This is a genomic window from Nesterenkonia marinintestina (assembly GCF_025420485.1).
Taxonomy (GTDB): domain Bacteria; phylum Actinomycetota; class Actinomycetes; order Actinomycetales; family Micrococcaceae; genus Nesterenkonia; species Nesterenkonia marinintestina.
Genome location: NZ_JAOEFD010000003.1, coordinates 140036 through 155397, shown reverse-complemented (window position 1 = coordinate 155397; position 15362 = coordinate 140036). Strand labels below are relative to the sequence as shown.

Below are 15362 nucleotides of genomic sequence, written 5' to 3'. Positions count from 1 at the left end.
CCACTGTTCGGTGACCGGCCAGTTGTACTCTTCCCACAAAGCGATGGTGGGGTGCCCGCCGGTCCGGTCGCCGGTGGACACCCCGCCGTACGGCGGCGCCGAGGCTCAGTCGTCCCCGCCCTCTCCGCCGGAGGTCCCCGCCCGCGGGTCGTCCAGCGAGTACTTCTCGAACGCCTTCTGCGGAGCGTCGTCGTCGACCGCGCCGTCATCGGCCAGCATCTGCAGAGTCCGTACGACCACCGAGTGGGCGTCGATGCGGAAGTGGCGACGGGCGGCCGCGCGGGTGTCGGAGAATCCGAAGTCGTCGGCGCCGAGGGTCGCGAACCGATTCGGCACGAACTGCCGGATCTGGTCGGGGACCTGGGTCATGAAGTCCGTGGTGGCGACCACGGGACCCTCCGCGCCCTCGAGCTGCCGGGCGACGAACGGCGTCCCGTGCTCCATCCCCGGCTGCAGACGCGTCTCCTCGGAGACGCGCAGCGCCTCGCGCCGCAGCTCCGACCAGGAGGTGACCGACCACAGGTCGGCGCTGACGCCCCAGTCCTCGGCCAGGATCTTCTGAGCCTCGACGATCCACGGTACGGCCACGCCCGAGGCCATCAGCTGGGCCTTCGGGCCGTCGGTCTCCGACTGGGACAGACGGTAGATGCCCCGCTTGAGCCCCTCGACGTCCAGGTCCTCGGGCTGGCCCGGGTGATGGATGGGCTCGTTGTACACCGTCAGGTAGTACATGACGTCGTGGTCGCCGTCGTGGTCGCCGTACATCTCGTACAGACCGTTCTCCACGATGTGGGCGATCTCGTAGCCGTAGGCCGGGTCGAAGTGCTTCACCGCCGGGTTCGTCGCGGCGAGCACGGGGGAGTGGCCGTCCATGTGCTGCAGGCCCTCGCCGGTCAGGGTCGTCCGCCCCGCGGTCGCACCGATGATGAATCCGCGGGCCAGCTGGTCGGCGGCGGCCCAGAAGGAGTCGCCGGTGCGCTGGAACCCGAACATCGAGTAGAAGACGTAGAACGGGATCATCGGTTCGCCGTGGGTGGCGTAGGAGGTGCCGGCAGCGGTGAACGCCGCCGTGGAGCCGGCCTCGTTGATGCCCGGGTGGAGCAGCTGTCCCTGCGCCGACTCCTTATAGGACAGCATCAGTTCCCGGTCCACCGCCAGGTAGTTCTGACCCTTGGGGTTGTAGATCTTGGCGGTGGAGAAGAACGAGTCCATACCGAAGGTCCGCGCCTCGTCGGGCACGATGGGGACGATGCGGTTGCCGATGCCCTTGTCGCGCATCAGGTCCTTCAGCAGACGCACGAAGGCCATGGTGGTGGCGGCGTCCTGTTTGCCCGACCCCTTCTTCGACGCCGCGTAGGCCTTCTCGTCGGGCAGCCCCAGAGAGTTCTTCGGCACCCGACGCTGCGGCACCGGACCTCCGAGGGTCTCGGTGCGCTCACGCATGTACTTCACCTCGTCGGCGTCCTCACCGGGGTGGTAGTACGGCACGCGGTAGGGGTCCGCCTCCAGGTCCTCGTCGCTCAGCGGGATGCGCAGGGTGTCGCGGAACCTCTTGAGGTCCTCCACGGTGAGCTTCTTCATCTGGTGGGTCGCATTGCGGCCCTCGAAGCTGGGGCCGAGGCCGTAGCCCTTGACCGTCTGGGCCAGGATGACCGTGGGACGCCCCTTGGTGTCCACCGCTTCCTTGTATGCCGCGTAGACCTTCTGGTAGTCGTGGCCGCCGCGCTTGAGGTTCCAGATGTCCTCGTCGGAGTACTCGGCCACCATGTCCTTGGTCTTCTCGGAGCGCCCGAAGAAGTGCTCGCGGATGAACTCGCCGGACTCCGCCTTGTAGGTCTGGTAGTCGCCGTCGAGGGTCTCGTTCATGATCCGCACGAGCTCGCCGTCGTCGTCCTCGGAGAGCAGCGTGTCCCATTCGCGTCCCCAGAGGACCTTGATCACGTTCCAGCCCGCACCGCGGAAGAAGGCCTCGAGCTCCTGGACGATCTTCCCGTTGCCGCGGACCGGCCCGTCGAGGCGCTGCAGGTTGCAGTTGATGACGAAGTTCAGGTTGTCCAGCTTCTCGTTGGCCGCCAGCTGCAGCAGGCCCCGCGACTCGGGCTCGTCCATCTCGCCGTCGCCCAGGAAGGCCCAGACGTTCTGGTCCGAGGTGTCCTTGATCCCACGGTTATGGAGGTACCGATTGAACTGCGCCTGGTAGATGGCGTTCATCGGGCCCAGGCCCATGGAGACCGTGGGGAACTGCCAGAACTCGGGCATCAGGCGAGGGTGCGGGTAGGAGCTCAGCCCGTTGGGGGCCGCTGAGACCTCCTGGCGGAAGCCGTCCAGCTCGTCTTCGCTGAGTCGGCCCTCCAGGTAGGCGCGGGCGTAGTTCCCGGGGGAGGAGTGGCCCTGGAAGAAGATCTGGTCTCCGCCGCCGGCGTGGTCCGGACCGCGGAAGAAGTGGTTCTGCCCGACCTCGTAGAGGGTCGAAACTCCGGCGTAGGAGGAGATGTGTCCGCCGACTCCGATGTGCTCCTGCTGGGCCCGGTGGACCATCACTGCGGCGTTCCACCGGAGGATCCGACGGTACCGGCGCTCCATCTCCTCGTCGCCGGGGAACTGGGCCTCCTGGTCCTGCGGGATCGTGTTGACGTAGTCGGTGGTGGTGACCATCGGGACACCGACCGACTTCGCACCGGCACGCTGCAGCAGGCTGCGGATGATGTACTCGGCCCGAGCCGTCCCATGGACGTCGACCAGCTGGTCGAAGGCCTCCAGCCATTCGCTGGTCTCCTCCGGGTCACGGTCGGGGAGCTGATTCGTCAGACCGCTGCGGATGTGGGAGTTCTCTTCACCGGCGCTCACATGAACCTCTTTCGGGGTCGGCGGACGGGTGCCCGGGCGGACGCGGCCTGCGGCGGCCCGGGGGCACCCTTCGCTGCAGGTCACCGTGACCCTGCGCGCAGGGCCACGGTGACCGATCCATGTCACTCTACCGCGTCGCCGTGCACCTCTGTCATGGGGCGGTGTCGTACTTCCCAGTCATGCCGGCGGCCCAGTAACGTGGCGGCTGAACGTCACTGCGCTGCGGCCGGAGGTCGGAGCCGAGCGAGAGAGAGGACAGCTCAGGTGAGTCAGGCTTCCGCCGCCGAGGATCCGCTGAACGTCGAGACCGGTCCCAAGGGGGACCACGACGCCGACACGAACGTGGTCCAGACCTCAGGACTGTTGGAGGAGCTCGGACTCTCCCGTGAGTCGCTCGTCCAGGAGGTCGGCGTGGACGACGATGTCGACGACGAGTTCCGCGACGCACTCGAGGCGCTCCTGGAGGAGCCGCTGATCGACGAGGACGAGCAGGAGGTCGTCGACGCCGTGATCCTCTGGTACCGCGACGGGGACGAGGACCTGGTCGACGCCATGATGGACTGCCTGACCACCTTGGACGACGGCGGAGTCGTCTGGCTCTTCACTCCGCGCTCCGGCCGTGAGGGCTACGTGCCGCCGGTCGAGATCGAGGACGCGGCGACCAACGCCGGGCTGCATGTGACCTCCTCCGCCGGTGCCAGCGCCGATTGGGCGGCCGCGAAGCTCATGGCGCGCAAGTGAGCGCCGCCGCCGGAGCCTCTCCCGGCCTCCCGGCGCCGACCCGCCCCCCGGAGCCCGGCACGACGGCCCCGGGCTTCGCCGGACGCACCCACCACGGAGAGGACCTGCGGCTCGAGGATCTCGCCGGCGGTCCCTCGGCGCTGGTCTTCTTCCCCTTCGCCTTCAGCAGGATCTGCGGGGGTGAGCTGGCCGCCCTGCATGCTCGCCGGAGTCTGATCGAACGGGCCGGTGCCCGTGTGGTGGGGGTCAGCTGCGATGCGATGCACACCCTGCGCGCCTACGCCGAGGAGCTCGTGTCCTCCGGCCGCGGTCACGCCGACGGTCCGCTCGGCCTGACCCTGCTCAGCGACTTCTGGCCCCATGGTGCGATCTCCGAGTCCTACGGCTGCTTCGACCCGGCCCGCGGCGCCGCCGGGCGCCTCACGGTGGTCCTCGATCCGGAGCTGACCGTCACCGCGGTGCAGACCTCCGGGGCGGGTGAGGCGCGCGACCCGGATCGAACCGTGGACCTGCTGCGCAGGGCGGGATGAGGGGCGGCCGGCTGCTGCTGGTGGCCACGGTGCTGATCGTCGCGGCGAATCTGCGGCCGGCGATCACAGTCGTCGGCCCGCTCGTCGAGACCATCGGTGAGGACGCCGGACTCGATCCGATCATGCTCGGACTGCTCGGCGGGCTGCCGGTGCTGACCCTCGGGCTGGTGTCGCCGGGGGTGCATGCGGTCTCAGCACGTATCGGAGTGGAGCGGTGCATACTCGTCGCCATGGTGCTGCTCGCCCTCGGCACCGGGGTGCGGAGCCTGCCCGTGTTGGCCGCCGGCCCTTCTCAGGCGCACGCCGGGATCGGAGGTCTCGTCGGCCTCTATCTGGGCACGGTCATCATCGGGGCGGCGATCGCCGTGGCCAACGTCCTCGTCCCCGCGGTCGTCAAACGGGACTTTCCTGACCGCGTGTCGCTGATGACCGGGCTCTACGCGGCGACGATGGTCGCCGGCGCCGCCGTAGGCTCGGCGGCCGCAGTACCCCTGGCCGCGGCCGTCGGATGGGCTCCGGCCCTGATGCTCACCGGGCTCTGGGCGGTGCTCGGTGCCGCAGTCTGGGCGCTGCGCGGCGACCTGCGCAGGGATGTGCGGCGATCGCCGACCGGCTCGGAACCGAGTCCGATCCGAGTCGGCCCGGGCTCGACGCCTTCTCGGAGGCCGACGATGTGGACCTCCGCGGTGGCCTGGCAGGTCACAGCGTTCTTCGGGCTCCAGTCCTCGATCTTCTACTTCATGCTCACCTGGTTCGTCTCCGTGCTCGTCGACGACGGCGTGGACGCCGACGTCGCGGGTTGGGCGCTTGCGGCCTACCAGGCGGTCGGAGTGGCGGGCAGTCTGGTCGTCGGATCGATCATGCAGCGCACCCGGGATCAGCGCGGGGTGATCCTTGCGCTGGGATGCTCCATGACGGCGGCGCTGACGGGGTTCGCCCTGGTGCCGGAACTCTATCCCGTCTGGACACTGATCGGTGGGGTCGCCTCAGGGACGACTCTCATGGTGGCGCTCTCCCTGGTGGGACTGCGCAGCGGCGACTCCTTCGACGCGGCCCGCCTCTCAGGCATGGCTCAGGGCATCGGCTACACGTCGGCGGCGCTGGGGCCGTTCCTCGCCGGTGCGCTGTACGGGGCGGTCGAGTCCTGGAGCATCGTGCTCCTCACCTTCGCGGCGGTGGCCGTGGTCCAGACGGTCGTAGGACTCCGTGCCGGAAGGGACGTCACGACGGACGTCGGTCCCTGAACCCGCTCAGGTTCCACTAAGATCGACGTCCGTGACGACTCAGGCTCAGAACGAGGCGCGGCTCGGCGCCGTCGACCGGTACTTCCACATCACCTCCCGCGGTTCGACGATCGGGCGTGAGGTCCGCGGCGGACTCGCGACGTTTCTGGCGATGTCCTACATCATCGTCCTCAATCCGCTGATCATAGGCGCCGCCATGGACTCGACCGGCAGCTACCTGGGCGGTGGCGACGAGCCGAATCTGCCCGCTGTGGCGGCGGCCACGTCGCTGGTCTCGGGAGTGCTCACGATCCTGATGGGGGTCATCGCAAAGTTCCCGATGGCGGTCTCGTCCTCCTTGGGACTCTCGGCCTTCATCACCTACGGAATCGTCATCCTGCCCGGCATGACCTGGGCCGATGCGATGGGCCTGGTCGTCATCGAAGGCTTCATCCTGCTCATCCTCGTGCTCACAGGATTCCGTGCCGCGATCTTCCGCGCGGTACCTGCTCCTCTGAAGACCGCCATCAGCGTCGGAATCGGGCTGTTCATCGCGCTCATCGGGATGGTCAACGCCGGCTTCATCCAGGCAGGAGGAGGCCCGGCGCTGGAGCTCGGAGTGGGCGGCTTCCTCATGGGCTGGCCCCTGCTCATCTTCCTCATCGCGCTGTTCGTCCTCTTCGCCCTGTGGGCGGCCCGGGTCCGCGGCGCCATCCTGTTCGCGATCATCACCGCGTCGGTCCTGGCGATGACGATGGAGGCCGTGCTCGACATCGGCCCCGAGTCCGAGGAGAACCCGCACGGCTGGGGCCTGTCGGTGCCGACCCTGGATCAGGACTGGTTCTCCCTGCCCGACCTCTCGCTCATCGGTGAGTTCAACCTGCTCGGCTCCTGGCAGAACATCGGCCTGGTGGCGGCCACTCTGGCACTGTTCACCATGCTCCTGGCCAACTTCTTCGACCTGCTCGGCACGATGGTCGCCGTGGCGAACACAGGTGATCTGAAGTCGGCCGACGGAGAGATCCACCACTCCCGGCGGATCATGGTCTCCGACGCCGTCGCCTCGATGGGCGGGGGCATCGGTGCGACCTCGGTGAACTCCGGCTTCATCGAATCGACCGTGGGCGTGGGCGACGGGGCCAGGACCGGTCTGGCGAACGTGGTCACGGGGACCCTGTTCCTCCTGACCATCGTGCTCTCACCGTTGGCCGCGGTCATCCCCACGGAGGCGGCGTCGGCGACTCTGGTGCTGGTCGGATTCCTGATGCTGCAGCAGATCACGCGTATCGACTGGACCGATGTGGAGATCGCGATCCCGGCGTTCATGACGATCGTGCTGATGCCGTTCTCCTACTCGATCACCAATGGGATCGGGGCCGGCTTCATCACCTATGTGATGCTGAAGATGAGCCGAGGGAAGTTCGCCGAGGTCCATCCGCTGATGTACCTCACCGCCGCCCTCTTCCTCATCTACTTCGTCTCCGGGCCCATCCAGGAGCTCCTCGGCTCGGGGTGACGTGCGGACGGCCCCCGACTCACACGGAACCGGTGGCGCGGACGTGGGCGGCCAGCAGGGCCATCCCCTCATCGATGCTGATCTCCGGCTCCCAGTCCAGGGCCTCACGGGTCTCCCGCTGGTCGAACCAGTGGGCGGTGGAGAGCTGTTCGGCGAGGAACTTGGTCATCGGCGGCTCGTCGTCGTGCTCGCCGAGGGCCCAGAGCTTCTCCACCACCAGGCCCAGGACCTTCGCGACGGCGGGCGGGATCCGCAGCCGAGGACGGGGTGCGCCTCCGGCCTCGGCGAACCCGGAGATGAGCTCTCCGATGGGGCGGGGCTCCCCATTGGTCAGCACCAGACGGCGACCGGCGATCTGCGGCAGCCGACGCACCCCGGCGACGAAGGCGTCGACGGCGTTGTCGATGTAGATGGTGTCGACCAGGGGAGCGCCGGTGCCCAGGATGGGCATCCGTCCGGAGCGTGAGCGGTCGACGATCCGTGCGGTGAGCTGGGTGTCGCCGGGGCCCCACACCAGGTGCGGTCGGATGATCAGCACGTCCATGCCGGCGCCGCCGAACGCTGTGCGTCCGCGCTCCTCGGCCAGCAGCTCTGCGGCGGCCTTCGTCTGCGCGTAGTTCCCCTCCGCGTTCTCAGGGTCCGCGGGCCCGGCACCGACCCCGACGAGGGAGGACCCGGAATGGGCGGTGGAGGGGGAGGAGACGTGGAGGACCCGACGGACTCCGGCGGCCTCTGCGGCGTCGAAGATCGCACGGGTCCCGTCGATGTTGACCCGTACGTAGTCCTCGCGCGGTCCGGAGACGGAGACCTTCGCGGCCATGTGCACGACGACGTCCTGTCCCGACACGGCCTCGGCGACGGCGTCGGCGTCGTTGAGAGATCCGCGCACCTCGCGGGCCCCCTCCACACCGGAGGCGCTGCGCTGCAGGGTGGTCACCTCATAGCCGAGGTCGACCAGGCGCTGGGCGACGGAACGTCCGAGCAGGCCGGATGCCCCGGTCACCAGGACGCGGGCGCCCGGGAGCACCTCGTCCGAATCGTCGGGGTGCGGGACGGTCTCGGTGCCGTTCATGGGGTCCGAGCCCTCCTTCCGGCCAGGACCGCATCGGCCCAGACGGCCAATCGGCTCCGTTCGATCTTCGAGTTGTGACGGATGTCGGTGGGCAGCTCGTCCAGGATCAGCACGGCGGCCACGGGCACCGGCGAGGCGCCGCGCACGCGTGCCGCAAACTCGGGATCCGCGACCGGGGTCCGGCCGGCGCGGAGCCCTCCGACGCCGGATTCGGGCTCGACGACGACGACGACCGCCTGCGCCCCGCCGGGTCCGACGCCCACGGCGGCGCTGCGGACCACCTCCGCCAGTCCGTCCACCGGCGTCTCCACCACTCCCGGTCCGATCGGCCCCTGCGGTGTGGTGATGACGTGCTGCAGGCGGCCCTGGATCCAGATCCGACCCTGGTCGTCGACGTGCCCGACGTCGTTGGTGCGGTGCCAGAGCAGGTCACGGTGGTCGTCGCGTCGGCTGTCACGGTCCGTGGACCACAGCCGGTCGTAGCCGGCCTTGAGGTGTGCGGCGGAGACGACCAGCTCCGACAGTGTGCCGGGGGCCTCCTCCGGGTCGACCAGCCGCTCGGTCGGCACCCCCTGGGCGTCCAGCGGCGCGAGGGCGAACCGCACTCCGGCCACCGGTCGGCCCACGCATACGCCGGGCTGACCGGTGGCCATGGCCTCATGGACCTCAGCACGTTCGATGTCAGCCTGCAGCAGGCCTTCGGTCATGCCGTAGGGGGTGTGGATCTCAGCATCGGGGAAGATTCCGTGGACGGTGTCGAGCAGGTCCGGATGGACCGGAGCACCGGCGGAGAGCACCAGCCGGACTCCGCGGAGGTGCTCCTCCTCGGCGGGGTCGAGCTCGTCGGCGGTCGCCGCGATGTTCCGCAGAGCGGCGGGGGAGCCGAAGAGCATCGTGGCTCGGCCGGCTCGGGCCGCGTCGGCCACGGCCGCGGCGCTCAGCGTGGCGGGCCGGGTGACCGACATGTCCGGCGTCACCGAGGTGGCGCCGATTGCGGGTCCGAGCAGGGCGAACGGAGCGAACCCGGCGATCAGCGAGGAGCCCGGCTCTACGGAGAGCTGGCGCCTCAGCAGCGCGACGAGCGCGCCGAGCCGCTCGTGGGTGTACACCACACCCTTGGCGGGTCCGGTCGAGCCGGAGGTGAACAGCACGGCGGCCTGGTCTCTGGGGCGCGGGGTCGGCACCCAGTCGGGCCGTCGGCCGCGGTGGTCGTCGCGGAGGGACTCCACGGAGGCGACGGTGTCGAGGAGCCTGCCGGCCGGACCCTCCATGGTCCGTACTGAGATCCGGCTGCCGGGCCAGCGCATGGTCCGGGCCACACCGAGCCCGGGGGCGGCGCCGATCACCCAGTCCGGCCGCGCACTGCGTGCCGCGCGGGTCATCCCCCTCAGGCCCAGACCGGCGTCGGCGACTACGGCCACGGCCCCCACCCGAAGACAGGCGTAGAGGATCACGGTGAGGTCGTTGCCGGGGGGCACGAGCAGGGAGACCCGGTCACCGGGGGATACGCCGAGGTCCGCGAGACCCGAGGCGAGGGCGTCGACCTCTTCGGCGAGCTGGGACCAGGTCAGGGAGGCGCCGTCGGCGGTCATGTCGACCACGGCGGGGTCGTCCGGGTTCTCGACGCTCATCCGCTCGAGCTGGTCGTGCATGCCCAGCACCTCGCCGGCCGGCTCGGGTGAGCGGCGCTCCGCGGGCTCGGTCGCCGGCGCGGGCCCGTCAGAGCCGGGGAACCGTTCGTCCAGCCAGGTCAGCAGGACGCCGGCGACGTCGCTGTCCTCGGCCAGCATGTGTCCCGAGGTCTCGAAGCGGTGCAGGTCCGCCTGGGGCAGCCGATCCTGCAGATCGGAGAGGTACCGCTCCCGGAACACAGGATCCTTCGGCCCCCACATGATCAGGGACGGGACGTCCCACTCCGCGAGGCCGGCGGCCAGCTCATCGAGGGCGGGACGTGAGGCGTGGTCGGCGGAGGCGGGGACGTCGGCGACGAACCCGCCGATCCCGCCGCGGCGGGAACGGGTCAGATACGGTGCGCGGTAGGCCGCCCGGACCTCCGGATCGAGTCCGCCCTCGACCAGCGAGAGGGTCACGTCCAGGAACCCGGTGGTCTCCACGGTGGAGGCTTCGAGCACGCCGGGCACCAGGGCGGCCCGCAGGGCGGCGGGCACGGGGTCCTCCGACCGGTGGTGGGCGGCGGTGTTCAGCGTGGTGACCGCGTCCACGGAGTCGGCGTGACGGACGGCCCAGGCCAAGGACACCAGTCCGCCCCAGTCGTGGCCCAGGGTGATCAGCGGGCTCCCACGGTCGACGTCGAGGGCCTCGACTACGGCGTCCAGGTCCTCCACACGTTGGGCGAACCGACGGTATCCTCCGGTCGCCTCCGCGCCGTCGCCGTGGCGCACCGGCCGCGGCGGAGCGTCGTGGGCGAGCCGCTCCGAGTACCCCATGTCCAGCTGGTCCGGGGCGACGACGCGCCACCCGGCGCCCGTCCTGGCCGCCTGCTCCGTAGCCGCACCGATGACCCGGCGCCACAGGTACGACCAGGTCGGGTTGCCGTGGACCGCCACGATCGTCCCGCGGACGGTGTGGCCTCGGGCGGTGAGGATCGGCCCGTTGTCCAGGACGTGGAAGCTGCGCGGGCCGTCGGCGACCTCCGTGGTCACCAGTCGGGACCACTGAGGGTCCAGCCCCGGGAAGGCCCGGCCCGCCTCGCCGGCGGGCAGCCGGGCGGGCTCCGGCTCCAGCGGACGGGTCCGCCGGCGGAGCAGGGACTGAGCGCGATCGGCCAGCCGCGGGGAGGTCATCTCATCACCACTCGATCTCCAGAAGCGCGGTATTGATCCCGGAACCGACGCCCAGACACAGGACGCGGTCTCCGGAGGACAGGTTCCCGGACTCTCGGGCCAGGGTGATCGGCAGCGAGGCGGGGCCGACGTTGCCGAGCTCCGGATAGGTGACCGGCACGCGCCGCTTGTCCAGGGTGGCCGCCTTGATGATGGCGGAGGTGTGCAGGGACGAGACCTGATGGGTGACGTAGGAGTCCATGTCACGCCAGTCGAACTCCTCCTGGGCCTCGGTCCAGGCCTCCATGACCAGTTCCAGGCCGCCCTCCAGGAGCCCGCGGGAATCGGTGTACATCCCTTCGTTGGACCCCACGCAGAGATTGTGGTGCTGTGAGGCGGCGCGGACGACGCCGCCGACGATGCGGTGTCCCTCCGGGTGGGCGTCGGCGGGACCGACGACCCCGGCCGCCGCGCCGCAGCCCAGCGTCAGGGAGGCGAACTCGCGCATGAAGTCCTCGCGGGAGGGCATGGTCTCCAGCGAGTTGATGCGGTCGATGGTGGCCGCGTGGAGCTTCCGCGGGTCCTCGCCGCCGACGATGAGCACATACTTCGCCTGTCCCGCGTCGATCATCGACGAGGCCAGCGTCATGGCGTTGACGAAGCCCAGGCAGGCGTTGGTGATGTCGAAGTTCATCGCCGAGGTCGGCAGACCCAGGTCGGAATGGACTCCGACCGCGACCGACGGCTCGAGGTGCTCCCGCGAGACGGAGGTGTTGATCACCATAGAGACGTCCTCGGCCCCGATCCCCGCCTGCTGCAGGGCACGGCGACCGGCTTCGACGGTGCCCCGACGGTTGCCGTCGTCCTCGGCCCAGATGCGGCGCGTCTTGACCCCGGCGACCCGCTGCAGCAGACCTCTGGGAAGCTTGAGCCGCTTGAGCGCGTCGGCGAGCTTGGAATCGATGTCCTTCGAGGTCAGCTGGAGGGGAGCCTGCGCCTCGGTGACGGAGAGGAGGGCGGCGTTGCGATGACGGAAGGTGGCGTTACCTGGCACCGGACCAGTATCTCGCAGAAGCCCGATCCCGGCGAATCCGACTGTGGAGAGCGGCCTCGGCCCCGTCCCCGACGCGGTTAGCATGGGGGGATGACCTTCAGGCGCGAACCATCGAAGCAGGCGAGCCGGCTCTCCCTCGAGGCCGCGATCGCCCGCGGCGGGTTCTATCCGGATCTGACGCTGCACGCCGTCCGCGACGCCCTCGACGGCAGGGAGGCCGACCATCAGATCGTCCACGTCGACACCCACTTCGACATGGAGGAGGTCCACCGCCACATCACGGTGCTGGCGCTCGCGGAGGACGTCCTCGTCGTCGCCCACCTGGACGACCACGACTTCGAGGCCGATGAGGCGGTCGATGCCCACGGCGGGGACACCGTCGCGCGCATCTCCACCGAAGTCGTCCCGGTGTCCAGGATCCGTTCGCTGATCCTGTCCGAGGTGCACCGGCGTCCCGAACGCTTCGATCCGGACCGGGCCCTGGCTGAGGTGACGCTCACCATCCACTGGACCGGTGCGGCACGCTTCGAGACCGCTCCGGCGCAGTGCACCGACTCGGAGTGCATCGCCGACCACGGCGACAACGGCACCTTCGTGCCCGACGACATCATGCTGCGCATCGCCGCCACTGCGGAGGGCGACACCGCGGTGGACGAGGCCCGCAGCTTCGTCCGCGCGCTGCGTCGGGCCGGCATCGAACGGGCCCGATGACCACCCCCACCGCTCCCGGTTCGGGCCAGGCGCCCCGTCCGGTGGACTACGACGGGGCCCACCTGCGCCACGTCATGGGCTCTGCGGCGGCGGCGTGCGGGCTGCACGGCTTCGACGAGCGGCTGGGTCTCCCCTCGGCCGACATCATGGTGGTGGTCATGGTGGACGGCCTGGGCGATGAGCTGCTGGCCCGCCGCTCGGGGCACGCCCGGTTCCTGGCCCGCTCCCGCCGCTCCGACGGATCCTCGACCGTGCTGGACGCCGCCGTGCCGACGACCACGGCCAACTCGCTGGCCTGCCTCGGCACCGGCCGCACACCCGGGGAGCACGGTCTGGTGGGATACGACGTCTACTCCCCGGAGCACGATCGGGTGGTCAACATGTTGGGCGGATGGGACGAGGACGTCGACCCCCACGAGTGGCAGCCGCATCCGACGGTGCTGACCCGAGCCGAGCAGGCGGGGGCGACCGTCGTCACCGTCTCCCGCCCCGGATTCCGGACCTCATCACTGACCCGAGCGGCGCTGTGGGGCGGCGAGTTCCTGGGTGCCGAGGGACTCGGAGCTCGATTCACGGCGGCGGCCGACCGCATCGCCGCACACCGCCCGCAGAAGCCGGGGGCACGACGCGGGCCGGCGACCCCGCTGCTGATGTACCTCTACGTCGACGAACTGGACAAGGCCGGTCACCGCTGGGGGACCGCCTCTTCGGAATGGGCGGACGCGCTGGAGACGCTCGACGCCGAGCTTCAGCAGCTGTGCGAGGGCCTGGAGCGCAGGTACGGGAGCAGGGCGGCCGTGGTGCTCACTGCCGACCACGGCATGGTCGACGTCGCGCCGGAGGACCGGGTGGATGTGGCGGAGTCCCCGGAGCTGCTCGTCGGCGTGGCCCACACCGCCGGGGAGCCCCGCCTGATGCAGCTGATCCTCGGACCGGAGACGTCACCGACCCGCGCCGCGAGGCTCCAGCACCTCTGGGAGGACCGATTCGGAGATCAGGCATGGATCCGCAGCCGCGACGAAGCCGTGGAGGATGGCTGGTTCGGTGTGGTCGAGCCCCGCGTCCGGGGCCGGATCGGTGATCTGCTGATCGCTCAATGCGGCGGTGGAGCGCTCTTCGACACCATGCGCACCGGGCGCGGTCCGCTGGGGATGGTCGGGCATCACGGGTCCCTGACGGAGGCCGAACGAGAGGTGCCGCTGCTGGTGCTCACCGGCCAGGGTCTCGACACCGGCTGACCGGGCCCCTCCGCGACGGAGCTCAGTCGTCGCGGGACCCGAAGAGGATGTCGTCCCAGCGAGGCATGTTGGGCCGACGACCGCGACCGCCCTTGGGCTGCGCCTTCGGCTCCCGGTCCGAGTCGTCGTCGGCCTGCTCCTCCGACGGGTCCGGTTCCGAGCCCTCGGACACGCCGCCGGGTCGCGGCAGTTCGTCGGTGCGTCGGACGGACTCAGCGTCGGCCTCGGCGCCGAAGGACTCCTCCGAGTCCTCCGAGTCCTCCGCCGCGGTCGGATCCGCCTCAGAGTCCTCGTCCCCGCTCTCTGCATAGCTGAACCCCCAGGCGTCGGTGGTCCCGGACTCGCCGTCCTGACCCGGGCGACGCGTGCCGAACGGGGTCTCCTCGAGGTCGGGTTCCTCGGACCGGTCCTGGTCGACCGCACCGAGCCGGGGGCGCTCGTCCTCCTGCGCGGGCCGCTCGTCCCGGGTGAGCATCAGGGCCAGCTTGTCGTCCGACTCCTCGTCGGCGCCGAGTCGGCGACCCCGCCTGGCGCGCAGGATGTCGAGCAGGTCCTCATGCTCGGCGCCCTCCTGGTCGGAGTACTGGGAGGGTCCGCGCGGCGTCGTGTGCTCGGAGCGGCTTCTTCCCCGCTGCGGGCGCCCGGCCAACGGCTCGACCGCGGCGCGGCGCGGGCCGGAGCGCTCCCCTTCGGTGGTGTCGTCGGCCTCCCGGGCCGGGGCGGCTTCGTCCTCGACGTCGAAGGGTCCGTCCACGGCCGCCAGGCGGCGCCGGGGCGTCTCCGGTCGGGAGGGCAGGGTGTGGAGGCGCTGGGCCGTCGGCGAGGCGGGCACCAGGTGCCGGGTTCCGGCGTGGAAGATCCACAGTGCGGGGGACTCGAGTTCGGCGGCGAGGTCCGGGTCCTCAGGGTGGTCGAACCAGCAGGCCAGCTGCCACTGACCGTCCTCACGCCGCCACGCATCCCAGAGCATCTCCGAGACGTCGGACCCCAGACTGCGCAGCCGTACCCGCACCATGGCCTCGAGGGTGGCGGGGGAGTCGCCGAAGGCCAGCCGGTGCTGTTCGGCGGTGGAGGCTGCGGCCACCTGGGTCTCGCGGGCGCGCTGGGCGAGGTGGAACCGCTCGGCGTGCACCGGTCCTGCATAGTGCTCGACGTGGGCGGGATCCAGTCCTGAGGCCTCGATCATCTCTTCGACGGTCGCCCCGGCACGGATGCGGGCCTGGACGTCCCGCGGCGACAGCGCGGCACGGCGCGGCGCCGCGGCGGGAGAGGGGCGTCGGACAGCCGCAGGGGCAGGACGGGCGACTGCGGCGCGCAGCGCATCGTCGGCCGTCAGCGTGTATTCCCGTCCCTCGTCGTCGACCAGGTCCAGGCGGAGTTCCCCGTCCTCGTGGCGGACACCGTTCAGCCTCAGGTCCTTCATCCGTCCAGTCCTCGCTCACGGTCACAGTCGTCGGTCGTCGGAGGTCGTCGAGTCGCGGCAGGCCTCTGCGGAGCGCCCGGGCCACGACGGCGTCGGCAGACCGTACAGCGGCGTCACCGCGCACGGACTGCATCGGGGTCACTCTAGCGGCTGCGGGCGCGTCGTCCACCGGGCCCATGGACCGCCGGTTGAACCTTGGGGTGGGGGTGGGGCCCTGTCCGCCC

11 protein-coding genes are annotated in these 15362 nt (G+C 70.4%); 6 read left to right on the top strand and 5 right to left on the bottom strand.

Going from position 1 to position 15362, the window contains the following annotated elements:
* Positions 1–105: 105 nt before the first annotated feature.
* On the bottom strand, positions 106–2847 hold the full coding sequence (gene aceE, locus N7E59_RS04095) for a pyruvate dehydrogenase (acetyl-transferring), homodimeric type (protein ID WP_261623633.1): 2742 nt from the start codon (positions 2845–2847) through the stop codon (positions 106–108).
* A gap of 342 nt (positions 2848–3189) precedes the next feature.
* On the opposite strand from aceE, the gene N7E59_RS04090 reads away from it, so the two are divergent.
* Genes N7E59_RS04090 through N7E59_RS04075 form a run of 4 tightly spaced genes read left to right on the top strand, consistent with a single transcriptional unit; the run spans position 3190 to position 6857 of the window.
* Positions 3190–3588 carry a DUF3052 domain-containing protein gene (locus N7E59_RS04090; protein ID WP_390905005.1) on the top strand — a complete coding sequence of 133 codons (399 nt, stop codon included), beginning with the start codon at positions 3190–3192 and terminating at the stop codon, positions 3586–3588.
* Positions 3585–4118 carry a redoxin domain-containing protein gene (locus N7E59_RS04085; RefSeq protein ID WP_261623631.1) on the top strand — a complete coding sequence of 178 codons (534 nt, stop codon included), beginning with the start codon at positions 3585–3587 and terminating at the stop codon, positions 4116–4118. Before N7E59_RS04090 ends, N7E59_RS04085 begins: the two co-directional genes overlap by 4 nt.
* Positions 4115–5362, top strand: a complete 1248-nt coding sequence (locus N7E59_RS04080; protein ID WP_261623630.1) for an MFS transporter — start codon at positions 4115–4117, stop codon at positions 5360–5362. The genes N7E59_RS04085 and N7E59_RS04080 overlap by 4 nt, the downstream gene beginning before the upstream one ends.
* A 31-nt stretch (positions 5363–5393) precedes the next feature.
* Positions 5394–6857 carry an NCS2 family permease gene (locus N7E59_RS04075; RefSeq protein ID WP_261623629.1) on the top strand — a complete coding sequence of 488 codons (1464 nt, stop codon included), beginning with the start codon at positions 5394–5396 and terminating at the stop codon, positions 6855–6857.
* Positions 6858–6876: 19 nt separating this feature from the next.
* Here N7E59_RS04075 and N7E59_RS04070 read toward each other — a convergent pair whose 3' ends face one another.
* Genes N7E59_RS04070 through N7E59_RS04060 form a run of 3 tightly spaced genes read right to left on the bottom strand, consistent with a single transcriptional unit; the run spans position 6877 to position 11766 of the window.
* Entirely contained in the window at positions 6877–7929 is a 1053-nt protein-coding gene (locus N7E59_RS04070; RefSeq protein WP_261623628.1) for an NAD-dependent epimerase/dehydratase family protein, read from the bottom strand.
* The gene (locus tag N7E59_RS04065) at positions 7926–10733 is read right to left on the bottom strand and encodes an alpha/beta fold hydrolase (RefSeq protein WP_261623627.1); all 2808 of its coding nucleotides are present in this window, start codon (positions 10731–10733) and stop codon (positions 7926–7928) included. Before N7E59_RS04065 ends, N7E59_RS04070 begins: the two co-directional genes overlap by 4 nt.
* A 4-nt stretch (positions 10734–10737) precedes the next feature.
* A complete protein-coding gene (locus N7E59_RS04060; protein ID WP_261623626.1) occupies positions 10738–11766 on the bottom strand; it encodes a 3-oxoacyl-ACP synthase III in 1029 nt (342 codons plus the stop codon).
* Positions 11767–11856: 90 nt separating this feature from the next.
* Between N7E59_RS04060 and N7E59_RS04055 the strand changes: the two genes are divergently transcribed.
* Positions 11857–12477 carry a DUF5998 family protein gene (locus N7E59_RS04055; RefSeq protein WP_261623625.1) on the top strand — a complete coding sequence of 207 codons (621 nt, stop codon included), beginning with the start codon at positions 11857–11859 and terminating at the stop codon, positions 12475–12477.
* A complete protein-coding gene (locus N7E59_RS04050; RefSeq protein WP_261623624.1) occupies positions 12474–13715 on the top strand; it encodes an alkaline phosphatase family protein in 1242 nt (413 codons plus the stop codon). The genes N7E59_RS04055 and N7E59_RS04050 overlap by 4 nt, the downstream gene beginning before the upstream one ends.
* Before the next feature lie 22 nt (positions 13716–13737).
* Here N7E59_RS04050 and sepH read toward each other — a convergent pair whose 3' ends face one another.
* A complete protein-coding gene (sepH, locus tag N7E59_RS04045) occupies positions 13738–15138 on the bottom strand; it encodes a septation protein SepH (protein WP_261623623.1) in 1401 nt (466 codons plus the stop codon).
* Positions 15139–15362: the final 224 nt, after the last annotated feature.

Coding starts and splice junctions, on each gene's coding strand:
- N7E59_RS04050 (WP_261623624.1), top strand. CDS start 12,474: ATGACCACCCCCACCGCTCCCGGTTCGGGCCAGGCGCCCCGTCCGGTG.
- N7E59_RS04070 (WP_261623628.1), bottom strand. CDS start 7,929: ATGAACGGCACCGAGACCGTCCCGCACCCCGACGATTCGGACGAGGTG.
- N7E59_RS04065 (WP_261623627.1), bottom strand. CDS start 10,733: ATGACCTCCCCGCGGCTGGCCGATCGCGCTCAGTCCCTGCTCCGCCGG.
- N7E59_RS04055 (WP_261623625.1), top strand. CDS start 11,857: ATGACCTTCAGGCGCGAACCATCGAAGCAGGCGAGCCGGCTCTCCCTC.
- N7E59_RS04080 (WP_261623630.1), top strand. CDS start 4,115: ATGAGGGGCGGCCGGCTGCTGCTGGTGGCCACGGTGCTGATCGTCGCG.
- sepH (WP_261623623.1), bottom strand. CDS start 15,138: ATGAAGGACCTGAGGCTGAACGGTGTCCGCCACGAGGACGGGGAACTC.